General features: G+C 52.3%; 21 protein-coding genes. 8 read left to right on the plus strand and 13 right to left on the minus strand.

All coding sequences use genetic code 11. The annotated features are described in order from the left end of the window. Positions 1-3 precede the first annotated feature (3 nt). Genes ACYVJG_RS11410 through queA form a run of 4 tightly spaced genes read right to left on the minus strand, consistent with a single transcriptional unit; the run spans position 4 to position 2,764 of the window. A complete protein-coding gene (locus tag ACYVJG_RS11410; protein ID WP_022652781.1) occupies positions 4-579 on the minus strand; it encodes a ubiquinone biosynthesis accessory factor UbiJ in 576 nt (191 codons plus the stop codon). Continuing rightward, positions 576-1,310, minus strand: a complete 735-nt coding sequence (ubiE, locus tag ACYVJG_RS11415; RefSeq protein WP_022652780.1) for a bifunctional demethylmenaquinone methyltransferase/2-methoxy-6-polyprenyl-1,4-benzoquinol methylase UbiE — start codon at positions 1,308-1,310, stop codon at positions 576-578. The genes ACYVJG_RS11410 and ubiE overlap by 4 nt, the downstream gene beginning before the upstream one ends. Positions 1,311-1,331: 21 nt before the next feature. Continuing rightward, on the minus strand, positions 1,332-1,697 hold the full coding sequence (locus ACYVJG_RS11420; RefSeq protein ID WP_460431158.1) for a gamma-butyrobetaine hydroxylase family protein: 366 nt from the start codon (positions 1,695-1,697) through the stop codon (positions 1,332-1,334). A gap of 8 nt (positions 1,698-1,705) precedes the next feature. Further along, a complete protein-coding gene (gene queA / locus ACYVJG_RS11425) occupies positions 1,706-2,764 on the minus strand; it encodes a tRNA preQ1(34) S-adenosylmethionine ribosyltransferase-isomerase QueA (protein ID WP_460431159.1) in 1,059 nt (352 codons plus the stop codon). Positions 2,765-2,909: 145 nt separating this feature from the next. Between queA and aroQ the strand changes: the two genes are divergently transcribed. From aroQ to ACYVJG_RS11455, 6 genes are all read left to right on the plus strand, one after another. Next, positions 2,910-3,386 (plus strand): type II 3-dehydroquinate dehydratase, encoded by a 477-nt coding sequence (gene aroQ, locus ACYVJG_RS11430; protein WP_022652777.1) that lies wholly within the window; start codon positions 2,910-2,912, stop codon positions 3,384-3,386. Positions 3,387-3,434: 48 nt separating this feature from the next. After that, positions 3,435-3,899 (plus strand): acetyl-CoA carboxylase biotin carboxyl carrier protein, encoded by a 465-nt coding sequence (accB, locus tag ACYVJG_RS11435; protein WP_460431160.1) that lies wholly within the window; start codon positions 3,435-3,437, stop codon positions 3,897-3,899. Positions 3,900-3,974: 75 nt separating this feature from the next. After that, positions 3,975-5,333, plus strand: coding sequence for an acetyl-CoA carboxylase biotin carboxylase subunit (accC, locus tag ACYVJG_RS11440; RefSeq protein ID WP_460431161.1), 1,359 nt, complete (start codon positions 3,975-3,977; stop codon positions 5,331-5,333). Continuing rightward, positions 5,330-6,220, plus strand: a complete 891-nt coding sequence (prmA, locus tag ACYVJG_RS11445) for a 50S ribosomal protein L11 methyltransferase (RefSeq protein WP_460431162.1) — start codon at positions 5,330-5,332, stop codon at positions 6,218-6,220. The genes accC and prmA overlap by 4 nt, the downstream gene beginning before the upstream one ends. A 27-nt stretch (positions 6,221-6,247) precedes the next feature. Continuing rightward, entirely contained in the window at positions 6,248-7,675 is a 1,428-nt protein-coding gene (locus tag ACYVJG_RS11450; protein ID WP_460431163.1) for a DUF3426 domain-containing protein, read from the plus strand. Continuing rightward, entirely contained in the window at positions 7,660-8,376 is a 717-nt protein-coding gene (locus tag ACYVJG_RS11455) for a pseudouridine synthase (RefSeq protein WP_460431164.1), read from the plus strand. Before ACYVJG_RS11450 ends, ACYVJG_RS11455 begins: the two co-directional genes overlap by 16 nt. Here the strand turns inward: ACYVJG_RS11455 and ACYVJG_RS11460 are convergent. From ACYVJG_RS11460 to ACYVJG_RS11475, 4 genes are read right to left on the minus strand one after another with little or no spacing between them, the layout of a single operon-like run. Then, the gene (locus ACYVJG_RS11460; protein WP_460431165.1) at positions 8,348-8,944 is read right to left on the minus strand and encodes a YceI family protein; all 597 of its coding nucleotides are present in this window, start codon (positions 8,942-8,944) and stop codon (positions 8,348-8,350) included. The genes ACYVJG_RS11455 and ACYVJG_RS11460 overlap by 29 nt on opposite strands. A gap of 29 nt (positions 8,945-8,973) precedes the next feature. Then, on the minus strand, positions 8,974-9,525 hold the full coding sequence (locus ACYVJG_RS11465) for a YceI family protein (protein ID WP_460431166.1): 552 nt from the start codon (positions 9,523-9,525) through the stop codon (positions 8,974-8,976). Next, the gene (locus tag ACYVJG_RS11470) at positions 9,522-10,067 is read right to left on the minus strand and encodes a cytochrome b (RefSeq protein ID WP_460431167.1); all 546 of its coding nucleotides are present in this window, start codon (positions 10,065-10,067) and stop codon (positions 9,522-9,524) included. The genes ACYVJG_RS11465 and ACYVJG_RS11470 overlap by 4 nt, the downstream gene beginning before the upstream one ends. Before the next feature lie 8 nt (positions 10,068-10,075). Beyond that, positions 10,076-10,873 (minus strand): DODA-type extradiol aromatic ring-opening family dioxygenase, encoded by a 798-nt coding sequence (locus tag ACYVJG_RS11475; protein WP_460431168.1) that lies wholly within the window; start codon positions 10,871-10,873, stop codon positions 10,076-10,078. A gap of 96 nt (positions 10,874-10,969) precedes the next feature. Here ACYVJG_RS11475 and ACYVJG_RS11480 point away from each other — a divergent pair, with 96 nt between their 5' ends. Beyond that, complete coding sequence (locus tag ACYVJG_RS11480) at positions 10,970-11,857, plus strand: LysR family transcriptional regulator (RefSeq protein WP_460431169.1); 888 nt, start codon at positions 10,970-10,972, stop codon at positions 11,855-11,857. On the opposite strand, the gene ACYVJG_RS11485 is transcribed toward ACYVJG_RS11480, so the two are convergent. Both ACYVJG_RS11485 and ACYVJG_RS11490 read right to left on the minus strand, forming a co-directional pair. Continuing rightward, positions 11,851-12,420 (minus strand): adenine phosphoribosyltransferase, encoded by a 570-nt coding sequence (locus ACYVJG_RS11485; protein ID WP_460431170.1) that lies wholly within the window; start codon positions 12,418-12,420, stop codon positions 11,851-11,853. The two genes, ACYVJG_RS11480 and ACYVJG_RS11485, sit on opposite strands and share 7 nt — an antisense overlap. 68 nt (positions 12,421-12,488) lie before the next feature. Continuing rightward, a complete protein-coding gene (locus ACYVJG_RS11490; protein WP_460431171.1) occupies positions 12,489-13,358 on the minus strand; it encodes a prephenate dehydrogenase in 870 nt (289 codons plus the stop codon). 35 nt (positions 13,359-13,393) lie between these two features. Here ACYVJG_RS11490 and ACYVJG_RS11495 point away from each other — a divergent pair, with 35 nt between their 5' ends. Next, a complete protein-coding gene (locus ACYVJG_RS11495) occupies positions 13,394-13,690 on the plus strand; it encodes a DUF4936 family protein (protein WP_460431172.1) in 297 nt (98 codons plus the stop codon). Here the strand turns inward: ACYVJG_RS11495 and pabC are convergent. From pabC to ACYVJG_RS11510, 3 genes are all read right to left on the minus strand, one after another. Beyond that, positions 13,607-14,446: an aminodeoxychorismate lyase gene (pabC, locus tag ACYVJG_RS11500; protein ID WP_460431173.1), complete on the minus strand. Its 840-nt coding sequence runs from the start codon at positions 14,444-14,446 to the stop codon at positions 13,607-13,609. The two genes, ACYVJG_RS11495 and pabC, sit on opposite strands and share 84 nt — an antisense overlap. Further along, positions 14,443-14,844, minus strand: coding sequence for a fluoride efflux transporter CrcB (gene crcB, locus ACYVJG_RS11505; RefSeq protein ID WP_460431174.1), 402 nt, complete (start codon positions 14,842-14,844; stop codon positions 14,443-14,445). Before crcB ends, pabC begins: the two co-directional genes overlap by 4 nt. Before the next feature lie 51 nt (positions 14,845-14,895). Continuing rightward, on the minus strand, positions 14,896-15,113 hold a 218-nt coding region (locus tag ACYVJG_RS11510; RefSeq protein WP_460431175.1), incomplete at its 5' end, for a zinc ribbon domain-containing protein.

The following is a 15,113-nucleotide window of genomic DNA, read 5'->3' on the forward strand; positions in this document are numbered from 1 at the left end:
GGGTTAAGAATCTGACAAACGGCGGTCGAGTTGTTCGAGACGTTTTTCTAATCGCGCTGTGGCATCACGCAATTCATCGACCTCACGGCCCCATGCCCGTACTGCCGTTTGATTGGCCAATACCGACTGTTCATCACGTAAATACTCGACTACATTTGCAACTAGCCGCTGTTGTAGGTCTTTTTGATATTGCCAGCCCTGCTGTAATCGACGCTCGATACGACTTGCAGGGACATCGCCCAGCCAGTGCGATAACTCCTCGCTGAGATCCCAACGTAGACCCGCGAGGATTTTTGCCACTGCTAACGCTAAATCGTGATCTCCAGCTAAAACAGCATCGTGATGGGTTAAGGTTTGTCCAGAAACGCGCTTAAATAGCGCCGATGGGTTGAGCGTAATGTGGGCTTCTGGCTCACCCTGAGCCTGTGCCAAAAACCCCTCACTCATCACCACCCCACTCACCTGAAACACAGGGAGCTGCAAAGCAATGCGTCGCCCAGCAAAAGCAGCCAGCGCATGGCGACGTTCAGGGTGTTGTTTTAGCAGATGATTAAACGCAGCAAGTGGCAGCGAGATCACAGCTTATATCCTTTATGTAGGGCAACGACACCAGCAGAGAGATTGTGATAGTCCACCCGCACAAAACCGACTTCTTCCATCATGGCTTTTAAAGTCGCTTGGTCGGGGTGCATCCGAATCGACTCCGCTAAATAACGGTAACTTTCAGGATCATCGGTGATCCATTTCCCCATCAACGGCAGGGCCTTAAATGAGTAGAGGTCATAAAATGGCGTCAGGGGTTTCCACACTTTGGAAAACTCTAACACCAAAACTTTCCCCCCCGGCTTAAGCACGCGCAGCATCTCTGCCAATGCAACCTCTTTATGCGTCATATTACGCAAGCCAAAGGCCACGCTGACACAGTCAAAGTAATGATCGGGGAAAGGCAGTTTTTCCGCATCACATAAAGCCACTGGCAGGGCATAGCCTTCATCTAACAAGCGGTCACGCCCCACAGTGAGCATCGAACTGTTGATATCGGTTAACCAGACTTCCCCCTCGGCACCAACCCGTTCACGCCAACCGCGAGATAAATCCCCCGTTCCCCCTGCAATATCCAACACCCGTTGTCCACGTCGCACCCCCGAGGTTTCAAGCGTGAATTTTTTCCAGACACGGTGGATGCCGGCTGACATGACATCGTTCATCACATCGTATTTTTGTGCCACTGAATGAAACACTTCAGCAACCTTACGCGCTTTTTGCGATTCTTCCACAGTTTGGAAGCCAAAGTGAGTTTGCTTATCCATAGCTAGCTATCCATCAAAAATTTAGGCATCACGGCTGGCACCAGCTTGTGCCAAACGGTCGAGATATTGTTGCCAATAGTCGGCTTGGTGTTGACCAAGGCGATAGAGATAGTCCCAATCGTACAAACCACTGTCATGGCCGTCTGAAAAGACCAATTTCACTGCGTACTGTCCTACAGGCTCTACTGCCACGATATTGACATCGCGCTTGCCGGTTTGTAGCACTTCTTGCCCCACGCCATGACCACGTACTTCTGCCGAAGGCGAATAAACCCGCAGATATTCACAGGGCAATGCAAATTGTGCGCCATCAGAAAACACCACGCGCAGTTGGCGTGCCGTTTTTTGTAGCACGATTTCGGTCGGAAAACATGAGGATGACATCATTGCAATCCTTAAGGACGATACTGCAAACAATCTGGATGGGCGGCATCGGCACAGCGTTGTAACAACATGGCATCGCCATAGCTAAAGAAGCGATATTCTGCCGCTACTGCATGCTGATAGGCCTGCCGAATGGTCGAGATCCCTGCAAAAGCAGAGACCAACATCAACAAAGTTGATTTCGGTAGGTGGAAGTTGGTTAACAAGGCATCCACGACACGGAAACGGAAACCGGGGGTGATAAAAATATCGGTTTCACTGCGGCCACTGGATAACACACCCTCACGGGCAGCCGATTCAAGCGCCCGCAACGAGGTGGTGCCAACAGCCACAATCTTGTTACCACGCTGTTTTGCTTCTGCAATCGCCGCCACCGTTTCGCTTGGAATGTGGTAACACTCACTGTGCATGTGGTGTTGTGTGATGTCTTCGACTCGCACTGGTTGAAAGGTTCCAGCCCCGACATGCAGGGTGATCCAGCATAACTTGATGCCCTGCGCTGCCAATTGTGCTAACAAGGCTTCGGTAAAGTGTAAGCCTGCCGTCGGTGCGGCCACAGCACCTTGTTCACGGGCAAACACGGTTTGATAACGGCTTTCATCGTCGCCATCAGGGGTGCGCTCGATATAAGGTGGCAGAGGCAGACGTCCCGATTGTTCCAAGATATGGTAGATATCTTCTTCACCGGCAAAGCGCAGTTGGAACAATTCACCCACTCGCTGCTGCATGTCAGCCTGCCAACCGCCTTGAAAGTGCAGTTGGCTACCCACTTTTGGCGATTTGGAAGAACGAATGTGGGCTAAGACAGTATGGGAGTCTAACACTCGTTCAACCAAAGCCTCGATTTTGCCGCCGCTGGCTTTCTCGCCAAACAAACGCGCTTTCATCACCCGAGTATCATTCATCACTAACACATCACCTGCTTGCAAAAAGGACGGTAGGTCAGTGAAACGGTGGTCGGATAGTGCGCCTTGTGGAACAGACAATAAGCGGCTTCCGCCACGTTCTGTCGGCGGATGTTGTGCAATCAGGGCTTCAGGAAGGTCGTAATCGAATTCAGAGATGTGCATGGCGCAAACAAGAAAAAAGTAGGCCTCGATTATAGCAGTGGCGCGGCTTCGCGGCCGATGCGCTGCAACATTACATTTGGGTAAATCGCAAACAAATAGCGTACAATACTAGACAGTTCGTAAAACTTTAACGCAAAATCGCTACATGAAATCCACCGAAGCGCCCGACATGCCGTCACAATCGCGTATTCTGGTCTTGCATGGCCCAAACCTCAATCTGTTGGGGACGCGGGAACCACAACACTATGGAGCGGACACGCTCGATGCCATCAATGCCCGGCTTATTGCACGTTGCCAAGCGGCAGGCTTTGCCTGCGACACGCTACAGAGCAACGCCGAATATGTGCTAATCGAGCGCATTCATGCCGCACGTACTGACGGCACGGACTTCATCCTGATCAACCCGGCGGCCTTTACTCATACCAGTGTGGCATTGCGCGATGCGCTTGCTGCAGTCAGCATTCCCTTCATCGAAGTTCATCTATCCAATGTTCACGCCCGTGAACCCTTTCGCCATCATTCCTATTTTTCCGATTTAGCGGTAGGGGTGATTTGTGGCTTGGGTGCACAGGGCTATGAATTGGCACTGGATGCGGCGCTCGCTCGTCTGCGACAGCGCTGATTTGCCACACGGCTGACACTCGGCCCTCGCCTCTACCCAAGGATCACCATGGATCTGCGTAAACTGAAAAAATTGATCGACCTCGTCGAAGAGTCTGGCATTGCTGAACTTGAAGTGACAGAGGGCGAAGAGAAAGTGCGAATTACCCGCGTACAAGCAGGCGGGCAGACCACCTACTACGCACCCCAGCCCATGGCACAACAAGTGGCCGTTGCGGCTACGCCTGTTGCCGCTGCGCCTGCGACCCCTGCCCCAGCGGCAGCGCCTGCACGTGATGATAAAACCTTGGTCAAGTCTCCGATGGTGGGGACGTTCTATCGCTCGGCCAATCCTAATTCCAAACCGTTTGTTGAAGTCGGACAGTCGGTGAATGTCGGTGATACCCTCTGTATCATCGAAGCCATGAAATTGATGAATGAAATTGAATCCGATCGCGCTGGTGTCGTCAAAGCGATTTTGATTGATAACGGCCAACCGGTCGAATATGGCGAACCCTTGTTCGTCATCGAGTAAATCAAGCCAGTCTGAACGGGGTCCCCACCCCGTTTTCCTTTTGCATTACGATCCTTACTTGATACGACTTCCGCCATGTTCGAAAAAATTCTCATCGCCAATCGCGGCGAAATTGCCCTGCGTATTCAGCGCGCTTGTCGCGAAATGGGCATCAAAACTGTGGTCGTCCATTCCGAGGCCGACCGCGAAGCAAAATATGTCAAATTGTCTGATGAATCGGTGTGTATTGGCCCTGCACCTTCGGCACAAAGCTATTTGAATGTACCCGCTTTGATTGCCGCAGCCGAGGTAACCGATGCCCAAGCGATTCACCCCGGCTATGGCTTCCTCTCGGAAAACGCCGACTTTGCCGAGCGCGTTGAACAATCGGGCTTTGTCTTCATTGGCCCTCGCCCCGACACCATTCGCTTGATGGGTGACAAGGTATGTGCCAAACAGGCAATGATTGATGCCGGTGTACCATGCGTGCCGGGTTCGGATGGTGCCTTGCCTGATGACCCTGCCACGATTGTCAAAATGGCGCGCAAAATTGGCTTTCCGGTGATTATCAAAGCTGCCGGTGGTGGCGGTGGCCGAGGGATGCGCGTGGTGCATTCTGAGGCTTCGTTATTAAACTCGGTCAACATGACCCGTACCGAAGCCGGTGCCGCTTTTGGCAATCCAACGGTTTACATGGAAAAATACCTCGCCAACCCTCGCCACATTGAAATTCAAGTGTTGGCAGATGAGTATGGCAATGCAATTTTCCTTGGTGAGCGCGATTGCTCGATGCAGCGTCGTCACCAAAAAATCATTGAAGAAGCTCCCGCCCCTGGTATCACAGACGAACAACGCCGCCACATTGGCCACGTCTGCGCCGAAGCGTGTCGCCGCATTGGTTATCGTGGCGCCGGTACTTTTGAATTTTTATTCGAAAATGGCGAGTTCTACTTTATCGAAATGAACACCCGTGTTCAGGTCGAACACCCAGTGACCGAACTGATTACGGGCATTGATATTGTCCAAGAACAAATCCGCATTGCCGCTGGCGAAAAATTGCGTTACTCGCAAGAGCAAATCAAGCTCAAAGGGCATTCTATGGAATGTCGGATTAACGCTGAAGACCCGTTTAATTTCATTCCTAGCCCGGGCCGGATTGAAAGCTATCACCCTGCCGGTGGTCCGGGGATTCGCATTGATTCGCATATCTACCAAGGCTATGTGGTTCCACCGCATTACGACTCGATGGTCGGTAAGCTGATTTCTTATGGTGATACCCGCGAGCAAGCGATGGCGAGAATGCGTGTGGCCCTGTCTGAAATGGCTATCACGGGGATTAAAACCAACATTCCGCTGCATCAAGAGTTATTTATGGACAGCGCCTTCCAACGCGGTGGCACCAGTATCCACTATCTGGAAGAACGCTTATCCCAGTTGAAAAAGGCGCCACAATGAGTTGGCAACAAATCCGCATTGACGTCCCCTCGGAAGTTGCCGAGGCATTGACCGATGCTTTGATGGAAGAGGGGGCTTTGTCTGCTGCGATTGAAGATGCCTTTGCTGGCACCGAACAAGAGCAGCCGATTTTTGGCGAGCCCGGCGAACCGGTTGACCAACTGTGGACCCACAGCCAGTTGGTGGTGTTATTTGCCGCAGACGCTGATGTTGCTGCCCCGATTGCCGCTGCTGCCGCTAGCTGTGGTATCCCGACACCAACGACATGGCAAGTCGAACATCTGCAAGAACAAGACTGGGTGCGCGCCACACAAGCACAATTTGATCCCATTCGTATTTCTGATCGGTTGTGGATTACCCCCAGTTGGCATGAGGCGCCTTCGCCAGAAGCGGTCAATTTAGTATTAGACCCGGGTTTGGCCTTTGGGACGGGGAGTCATCCGACAACCCGCCTGTGTTTAGAATGGCTAGACCGCGAATTACACGGCGGAGAAACCGTGCTCGACTATGGTTGTGGTTCGGGTATCTTAGCGATTGCGGCCTTGAAACTTGGCGCAGCCCAAGCATGGGGCGTGGATATCGATCCCCAAGCGATTCAGGCCAGTGGCGATAATGCCGCACAAAATGCGGTGACAGCTTCGTTTTGTCTACCCGATGCCTTACCGGCCATCCAAACCGATGTGGTGATTGCCAATATTTTGGCGAACCCGTTACGGATGTTGGGGGATTTACTGGCTTCTCACACCGTAAAAGGTGGGCGTATTGTGTTGTCGGGGATTTTGCAAGAACAAGCCGACGAGATGAATGCGCTGTACTCACAGTGGTTTGAGATGACTGAACCAGTGTTCTCTGAAGGCTGGAGTTGTCTCTCTGGTGTTCGACGTTAATTTTCTGTAGCAAGCAAGACTGAGATCATGGCTTATATTACCCAGTGCCCTCATTGCCAAACCCGCTTCCGACTGACCGATGCCCATCTGGATGCCTACGGTGGACAGGTGCGCTGCGGTAAATGCCAACAGGTATTTGACGCTCGGCAATCATTACAATCTGACCCTGTGGTGAGCACACCAGCGCCTGCACCAGAACCGGCCCCTGCTCCCTCGCCACGGCCTGCACCTACACCGCAGCCAGACTCGGTGTTGCCGCCGGCAGACAGTGCCAATATGGCGCGTGAAGCCGAGCATTTGGCTAAAGTGTTGGCAGATGCCGAAAAAGCACGGCAAGCGTTAAACCAAAAACCGGCCAAACTCACCGCCGACGATCAACCGGCAGTCGGCAAGCCCGTATTGCCGAGCGATCAGGACATCGACCGCTTTAATGCCGAGTTCGATCTCACATTGCCTGAGTTTGATATGTTGCCGGATGTGGGGAAACCTGCTGCGTCGCCAGCGCCGGCACCGGTTGCTACGCCGGCTCCGGTGGCGCCGCCACCCCCTGCTGCCCCGCCGGTTGCACCACCACCACCGCCACCTTCCCCTGCGCCTGTACCGGTCGCCTCTCCGCCACCAGTCGTCGAGCCAGAGCCTGTCGCGGTCAAACCGGCACCGGCACCAGCTTTCGATCAGCGTCTTGAGCCAAGTTTTGGCGACAGTTTCAATGCTGCTTTGGGAAAAAACCCAGAGATGGCACCGATGGCGCCGATTATTCCCTTTGATGATGAAGATGATGACGATGCCAAAGTGTCGTTAAGTGGGCAGGCCAATGGCCAATCGAGCCGCCGTCATCCTAATCGCGAGGAAATTATCGAGGAGCCACCGCCCCCTGATAATCTCGACTCGTTTCCCTTTGGTCATCCGGCATTTACTGCCGATCCCTTTGCGGAAATTCCCCCTCCGCCTTTGACTAAGAAAAAGTCACAGTCAGCAGCACTATCATGGTTATGGTTGGGTGGCAGCATGGTGGCAACTGTCGCTTTGATGGCACAAATGGCCTATCTCTACCGCACCGAATTGGGCGCGGAAGTGCCGGGGGCACGGCCTATGTTAGAAAGCGTCTGTTCAGGTTTTGGTTGTGATGTACCGTTACCACAAAAGGCAGAGTTTTTACGCACCGAGTGGTCAGAACTGACTTTTGTGCCCGATCATCCCAATTTGGTACAGCTCTCTGCGACCTTGCGTAACCACGCACCGTATCCACAGTCCTATCCTCATTTAGAAGTGAGTTTAAAAGATGGAGAGGATCATTTGCTGGCGCGGCGGGTCTTCACACCGGAGCAGTATTTGTCGGAAACCGATTTCAAACTGCAACAATTTAATGGCAGCAGCGAAGTAAAAGTGTTGATGCACCTCGATTTGGGCCAGTTGAAATCATCGGGATATAGCCTGTTGTGGTTCTATCCTTAACCGCTGAGGCACTCGCACAACGGATTGTGGCGCAGACGGCAGATTTTGTGGTGCTCGATAAACCAGCTGGTTTGTCGTTTCATCAACAAGAGGCTGCCCCTGCGCTGTTTCCGTTATTACGCCAAGTATTAGGGGACGAAGCACCGTTGTTTGCTGTGCATCGTCTCGACACCCTAACCTCGGGTTTATTGCTGATTGCACGTCATGCTGCGGCAGCGCGTGAATTGGGACAGCAATTTGCCGAACATCAGATTGAAAAACGCTATCTGGCGCTGTCCGACCGCCAACCGAAAAAGAAACAAGGCAAGGTGGTCGGCGATATGGTGGCGGCACGCAATGGAAGTTGGAAATTAACGCTGTCACGGCAACATCCCGCCATCACAGAATTTGTCTCTGCTGGTGATGGCTTAGGCGGTCGTCTTTTTCTGTTGCGGCCACATTCTGGACGTACCCACCAAATCCGTGTGGCACTGAAAAGTCTGGGTGCACCGATTTTGGGTGATCTCCGTTACCACCCTCATTCACCGCCGGCAGACCGTGGTTACTTACATGCTGTAACACTGGCTTTTCGTTGTGGGGGGCAAGCCTACTGCTACACCTGCCCGCCTAACTTCGGTCAACGCTTTCTCACTGCCGCCGCAGAACAGGCTTATCTCCGCTTTGGCAGTGAGTTTAGTGGCCCGTGGCCGCTGACTGTTTGATGGCTTCAACCGCAATATCAATTTGCACTTCGTCCCCAACATGAGGGGCATACTTACCTGCATTAAATTCAGAGCGCTTGATGGTGGTGGTGGCATTGGCACCGATTGCATCTTTTTTCAGCATTGGATGTGGCATGGCGTGGAACGAGGTGACTTTTAAGGTCACGGGTTTGGTTACGCCTTTAATCGTCAATTTACCTTCAATCGCTACCGGTTTATCCCCTTCAAATACCACTTTACTAGAAGTGAATTTGGCTTGTGGGTGACGCGCTGTGTCTAAGAAATCTTCGCCTTGGATATGCTCATCAAACACAGAAAAACCGGTATCCACCGACTTCATATCAATCGTGATATCCACGCTCCCCTGTTTTTTGGCCTTGTCCCATGAAATGGTGCCGGTAGTTTTATTAAACCGGCTCACTTGGGTGGAATAACCAAAGTGGCTGTAGGAAAAACGTGGAAAGGTGTGACTGTTATCAATCACATAGGTCTCGGGTGCAGCAAAAGCCGGAGCGGTGATCACAGTGCTCAAGGCTAAGACAGCAGCTAAACGGCGAACGGATAACATGGAACATCTCCTAAAAAGAAACAACAGGGTTATTTGGCAAGAAACTGAAATTGCACGTCGATTTCATTGGCGACTGTCTCAAAGCTGGCCCATACCCCTTCACCAATCGCAAAATCTGACCGTTTAAAACGGAATTTGCCTTTAATCAGAGCTTGATTGCCTTGGGGGGTGAGTGTGGCAGCGGCAATAATCGGTTGACTGCGGCCTTTAATAGTCAAGGTACCGCTGACTTGATATTGCTGCGGCCCCACCGCTTTGACTTCTTTACTGATGAAACGTGCTGTGGGGTAGGTTTTACTATCAAACCACGCTTTGCCAGCCACTTCTTGATTGGCCTCGGCTGAGCCGGTGTCGATACTGTTCAGGTCAATATCAATCTGTGCTTTTGCCGACTGAAGTTGTGCTGGGTCGAGTTGTAATTGTGCTTGTACCCGTTTGAAATGACCTTGCATTCCAACGCCCATCTGACGATAGCCAAACTCAACTCGGCTTTTACTGCTGTCAATTTGAGTGTAGGGCGCGGCATAGGCTGCACTGGCAACGACACTGCTGAATAACACGGTAAACAACGCTTTTTTCATGGTTTTTTCTTTCCAAAATCTGGCAACATGCGACGCAAAATGGCATCGCGGTCGATGAAATGATGTTTTAGGGCTGCTGCAATATGGGCAGCGAGCACCGCCAACAGCAGCAAATTGAGCAAACCATGTAAATTACCCAGCAGTGCCGCAGCTGATTCGCTTTTTTCAATCACATCCGGTAACGGCAACACACCGAAATACACAGTTTGAAATCCTTTGGCCGAGCTCATTAACCAGCCCGATAAAGGAATGCTAAACATCAACAGATACAACAGCAGATGACCGGCATGGGCGAGGGTTTGTTGCATTGCTGGCATGGTATTGGGTAGGGCAGGCGGCGGATGGCGATGCCGCCAGACTAGCCGCACCAGCAACAGCCACCATGCCGTCACACCTGCCCATTTATGCCATGAATACAGTTGTAGTTTGAGTGGCGATAACGCCAAATCGGTCATATACCAACCTACCGAGAGGGTGCCGATCAATAGAACGGCCATCAGCCAATGTAGCGCTTTTGCCGTAGCGGTGTAATGTGTGTTCATTATGCGTTCTACCTAATAGGCCATTGATAGCCATCCATACAAATCACGGCATCACTGATACCCCGATGAAAAGCCTGTGGCCGGTGATGGTGGCGGCTGGCAGCCCCAAGCGCGATAAACAACGGCAATAAATGCTCATCCGTCGGATGGGCACGTTGTGCCGCAGGGGCGTGGCGGCGGTAGTCAAACAAAGCAGGCAAATCCTGCTCGGCTAAACGCTGTGCCATCCACGCCGAAAAAGCGGTGACATAGTGAAAATCTGTCCCACTCTCTCGCTGTGACACCTGAAAATCGCGCAAGTTATGCGTGAGATTGCCGGAGGCAATCAGCAAAATATTGTGTTGTGCCAACGGCGCCAGTGCCTGCCCGAGCTGAAAGTGATAGCGAGGGTCTGGATTGGCCACCAATGACAGCGGTACCACCGGCACCGAGGCTTCGGGGAACAATAAGCGCAGGGGAATCCATGCCCCATGATCTAATCCTTGTTCCGCTGCCTGTTCTGTCACCAAGCCCTGACTTTGCAGCAAATTACTGACTAACGTGGCCACTTCGGGGCAGCCGGTTGCCGGATAGTGAAGCTGATATAACGCAGCAGGAAATCCCCAAAAATCATGCACTGTTGCTGGCCGATGGGCATATCCCACAGTCGGGTGGGCAGTCATCCAATGTGGGCTGATGACCACAATGGCGCGTGGGGTGGTCAGTCGCCGACCCAGTTCAGCCAACGCCATCCCTGCCGCGCCGGGCTGCAGTGCCATCGTTGGTGCGCCGTGAGGCACAAATAAAATGGGTTGAGTGGTTTGCATCGTCGCTGGCTCGATAAAGTATGGTGCTACTGTACCGGCTCTATTTGCTGCAAAATAGCCGACAATCAACAATTCTTTATTGCTGGATGAGCAACAATGGACAGACTAGATGCCATGCAAGCCTTTGTGCGAGTGGCAGAATTGGGCAGTTTTGCCGCCGCAGCCCAGCAAATGAATGTGGCGCGGTCGGTGGTGACGCGGCAAATCGCGGCCTTAGAGCGTTATCTTGGTGTCAAGCTGATGGTGCGTAGCACGCGGCGTTTAACATTAACTTCGGCAGGCGCTGCCTATTTAGAGAAATGCCGGGTGATTTTGACCATGTTAGACAGTGCCGAGGGTGAGGTTGCCGCTGAGCGTCATACGCCGCGTGGGCATATTCGCTTGAGTGTGCCGTTGAGCTTTGGCTTAAAGCGGCTCACACCCTTATTGTTGCAATTTGCTCAACACTATCCGGAAGTGCAACTTGAAACCGAATACAGCGACCGCCACGCTCATTTGATTGAAGAAGGTATTGATTTATCTATCCGCATCACCGCCCAACCTGAAGCAAGCGATATTGTGCGGGTATTAGGAGAAACACGGTTGGCGGTGGTGGCAGCCCCGAGCTATCTAGCGCAATACGGCGAACCACAACATCCCCTAGCGTTGCAGCATCACACTTGCCTTGCCTATGTGCGGAGTGGACAACGCCAAAGTTGGCAATTTTGGATGGGCGAACATTGGTTAACGGTGCCCATTCGCAGTCAGTTTGCGGCGAATAATGGTGATGTGTTGACCGAGGCTGCAGCGCAAGGCTTAGGATTAACCTGTCAGCCAGATTTTATTGTGGCGGATTGGCTTGCACAGGGAAAAGTGCAAACGGTGTTAACCGATTTTCCCTGTCCTCGTCCTAAAATTTATGCCGTATTGCCCAGCAATCGTCACATCCCATATCGTGTGCGGGTGTTAATGGATTTTCTTGCCGCGCAATTAGCCAATCAATGACCAGAAAAATCACACACGGTAAACAACGGTAATTGTTGCTCACGAATCAATTTCGAACCGCCAAGCTCGGGTAAATCCACGATGGCGGCGGCTTCGATAATCTCGGCACCCAAGCGTTGTAACAAACGAGCCCCTGCCAACATGGTGCCACCAGTGGCCACAAGATCGTCAATCAACACCACTTTTTGCCCGGGTTGACAGGCATCGCTGTGCATTTCAACGGTGGCATTACCATATTCCAGCTCATATTCTTCGCTGATGGTGAGATAGGGCAATTTGCCTTTCTTACGAATCGGGACAAACCCTAAATTCAATTCATACGCCACCACCGACCCCAAAATAAAACCCCGCGCATCTAAACCTGCAATCAGGTCTGCGCCAGAGTCCATATAGCGATGCACAAAAATATCCACCAAAATACGAAAGGTTTTTGGGTTCTGTAACACGGGGGTGATGTCACGAAACTGCACACCGGTTTGGGGCCAGTCGGGGACGGTACGAATGTGGTGCCGAATGTAGTCGGCATAATCGAGATTAGCTGGATAGGTTTGGATGGCGGACATGGTTTGTCTCACTCAAAAAGCGCGTCATCGTGCCTTGTGTCGCGTTGCTTGGCAAGCCACAGGATCGATTAACGCTGTTGATGTTCCCATTGGGTACGGACGTGGCGAGCACGTTGAAATTGTGTGGCCAAGGCCTCGCCATCATGGTTTTCCAACGCATGGGTTAACGAGGCAAGTGCCGCTTGATAACGGTGCAGATCGGCCAGTAAGGCATCACGATTTGCCAAGCTGATATCACGCCACATTTCTGGATGGCTGCCGGCAATGCGGGTGAAATCGCGGAAACCGCTGGCTGCGAGGGCAAGACAACGCTCGGCATTCTCTTTTTGTGCCACCATATCAACATAAGCAAAGGCCAATAAGTGCGGCAAATGGCTCACGGCTGCAAATACCGCGTCATGCTCGCTGGCTGTCATCTGCAACAGATGTGCGCCAGTAATCTGCCACATCGCATGAATCTCGGCCAAAGCGCTGGCGTCGGTCTCGGCAAAGGGGGCTAACACCACATTGCGGTTTTGATATAAGCCATAGCGGGCGGCACTGGCGCCTGAGAGATCCGAACCTGCGATAGGGTGGGCAGGGACACAACGAGCTAGGTGATGCGGTAAATATTGTTGCATCAAAGCACAGACATCGCTTTTGGTACTGCCAGCATCGGTAACAATGGTATGTGGGGCGAGGTGGGGGGCAATTTGTTGCAGTAGGGCTGCCATTTGGCCGACTGGGGTTGCTAATAAGACAATATCGGCATCTACCACCGCCTCGGCTGCGGATTGTGTGGCATGATCGATCACCCCAAGTTGTAAGGCGCGCTCGAGGTTATCCCATGACCGCCCCACGCCAACCACCTGTGTGACGGCACCGGCACGTTTGAGATCTAAGGCTAACGACCCGCCAATTAAGCCGACGCCGATCACAACCAGTTTTTTCATCTGCATGTTTGAAATTCCTAACGAATAAGGCGAGATTGCGTATGCAAGTTTCGGTGTATGTTTACTATCAGGTCTTGGATGCTGCACAGGCTTTGCCGTTAGTTCAAGTATTATTGAACGCTGTTGCAGAACAAACAGGGATTCACGGTCGTTTGTTATGTCGTCAACAACAAACCGACACTTGGATGGAAATCTACGAGGCCGTCAGTGATTTGCCACAATTACAACAGCAATTGGCAGCGCAGTTGGCCCAATTACCGTGGGCTGAATGTTGCGCCACTCGGCATGAGGAAGTGTTCATAGACGTGTTGCCAATGTCGCCCCTGCGGCCAGCTTGACCATGTTTGATCACCGATTGCCGCTACCGGCGCCAAGCCCAATAAAGAATTGCAGAGCCACACCTCATCCGCAGCGAATAATCGTTCGCGGCTGATGTCGGCTTCTACTGCCGTCTGCCCTGCTTGTGTTAACTGATCTATCCACCAACTGCGCACTGCCCCAGCCACACCGCTATGACTCAGGCGAGGCGTGACCCACTGTCCACCTTCGCATAACCATAGATTGGCTATGCAAGTTTCAATCACCCACCCTTCGCTATCGCATAGCAAACCATCTTGGTATTGAGGATCGTGCCATTCGCTGCGCGCTAGCACTTGTTCCAATCGATTCAGATGTTTGATTCCCGCCAGCTTTGGTTGGCGGGCCAGTTGCAATTGGCAAGGATAGAGTGCAACGCCGTGTTGATACCAGCGAGCAGGATACCCCGCCCACGGATTGGCTTGGATGATACATTGGGTTTGGGTGTTGCTTGGGATGGCGTAACCGCGTGGGCCACTGCCTCGGGTAAGGAGAATTTTGACACTGGCTCGTTCGATATCAGCGCTGGCGAGGGCAATTTCTTGTTGTAACCACGCCTCCTCTGGCAGGGGAAGTTGTAAGCGCTGGGCATCGTGGCGTAACCGCTGCCATTGCCATTGCCACAACAACGGCACGCCTTGTTGCACTTGCACCGTCCGAAACACACCATCCCCATACGCCAAACCTCGATCTGTCGTTTCGATCAGATGATGTTGCTGTCCGTTAATTCGTGTCATGCCCATAGCCATTGCCCTAATTTCAAACCACACCACGTTAAAGTCAGCGAGGCTAACACATGGCTGGCAACATGCAGCAATAGGGCGGGGTAATGTCCAGCTTGTAATAAACCGATGGCTTCTGCTGAAAAGGTAGAGAAGGTGGTTAAACCACCGAGAAAGCCAGTGGTTAACCCTAATCGCCATTCAAGTGGAATGGGAGGTAGCCAAGCAAACGCGGCAACGGCCAATCCCATTAACAACCCACCGACACAGTTTGCTATGAATGTGCCTAACGGCAACGTTGGCCATAGTGCATTCAAGCGCAACCCCAACCACCAGCGGAAACAAGCACCGGTGCTGGCACCGAGGCTGATAAATAGGATAGAAAGTAGCTGGGGTGGGAGGTCAAAGCGCATGATGGATGAGGGAATGATTGAGGCGGGATGGATTTTGACTTCCTCCCCGCCCTAAAGAGCGGGAATTCCTGCTGCCAGACGGCGAAGTCCCGCCGCGAGAATGTTTTTGGCAGCGTTGGTGTCGCGGTCGTGTGTTGCACCGCATTCGCTGCAAATCCATGCTCTTATTCGCAAACTTGCTCTACCTTTCGGACTGCTGGCGGGAATTTTCCCGCAGCACGAGCAGGTTTGGGTTGAAAACGCTTCGTTAATTTCCTCGAACACCACAC

This window comes from Aquaspirillum soli, from assembly GCF_054781915.1.

Excerpts from the sequence above, each read along its gene's own strand:
- prmA (WP_460431162.1), top strand. The coding sequence starts at position 5,330 with ATGAGTTGGCAACAAATCCGCATTGACGTCCCCTCGGAAGTTGCCGAG.
- ACYVJG_RS11465 (WP_460431166.1), bottom strand. The coding sequence starts at position 9,525 with ATGAAAAAAGCGTTGTTTACCGTGTTATTCAGCAGTGTCGTTGCCAGT.
- ACYVJG_RS11470 (WP_460431167.1), bottom strand. The coding sequence starts at position 10,067 with ATGAACACACATTACACCGCTACGGCAAAAGCGCTACATTGGCTGATG.
- aroQ (WP_022652777.1), top strand. The coding sequence starts at position 2,910 with ATGAAATCCACCGAAGCGCCCGACATGCCGTCACAATCGCGTATTCTG.
- ACYVJG_RS11475 (WP_460431168.1), bottom strand. The coding sequence starts at position 10,873 with ATGCAAACCACTCAACCCATTTTATTTGTGCCTCACGGCGCACCAACG.
- ACYVJG_RS11485 (WP_460431170.1), bottom strand. The coding sequence starts at position 12,420 with ATGTCCGCCATCCAAACCTATCCAGCTAATCTCGATTATGCCGACTAC.
- ACYVJG_RS11490 (WP_460431171.1), bottom strand. The coding sequence starts at position 13,358 with ATGCAGATGAAAAAACTGGTTGTGATCGGCGTCGGCTTAATTGGCGGG.
- pabC (WP_460431173.1), bottom strand. The coding sequence starts at position 14,446 with ATGACACGAATTAACGGACAGCAACATCATCTGATCGAAACGACAGAT.
- crcB (WP_460431174.1), bottom strand. The coding sequence starts at position 14,844 with ATGCGCTTTGACCTCCCACCCCAGCTACTTTCTATCCTATTTATCAGC.
- accB (WP_460431160.1), top strand. The coding sequence starts at position 3,435 with ATGGATCTGCGTAAACTGAAAAAATTGATCGACCTCGTCGAAGAGTCT.
- queA (WP_460431159.1), bottom strand. The coding sequence starts at position 2,764 with ATGCACATCTCTGAATTCGATTACGACCTTCCTGAAGCCCTGATTGCA.
- ACYVJG_RS11480 (WP_460431169.1), top strand. The coding sequence starts at position 10,970 with ATGGACAGACTAGATGCCATGCAAGCCTTTGTGCGAGTGGCAGAATTG.
- ACYVJG_RS11495 (WP_460431172.1), top strand. The coding sequence starts at position 13,394 with ATGCAAGTTTCGGTGTATGTTTACTATCAGGTCTTGGATGCTGCACAG.
- ACYVJG_RS11460 (WP_460431165.1), bottom strand. The coding sequence starts at position 8,944 with ATGTTATCCGTTCGCCGTTTAGCTGCTGTCTTAGCCTTGAGCACTGTG.
- ACYVJG_RS11450 (WP_460431163.1), top strand. The coding sequence starts at position 6,248 with ATGGCTTATATTACCCAGTGCCCTCATTGCCAAACCCGCTTCCGACTG.
- ACYVJG_RS11420 (WP_460431158.1), bottom strand. The coding sequence starts at position 1,697 with ATGATGTCATCCTCATGTTTTCCGACCGAAATCGTGCTACAAAAAACG.
- ubiE (WP_022652780.1), bottom strand. The coding sequence starts at position 1,310 with ATGGATAAGCAAACTCACTTTGGCTTCCAAACTGTGGAAGAATCGCAA.
- accC (WP_460431161.1), top strand. The coding sequence starts at position 3,975 with ATGTTCGAAAAAATTCTCATCGCCAATCGCGGCGAAATTGCCCTGCGT.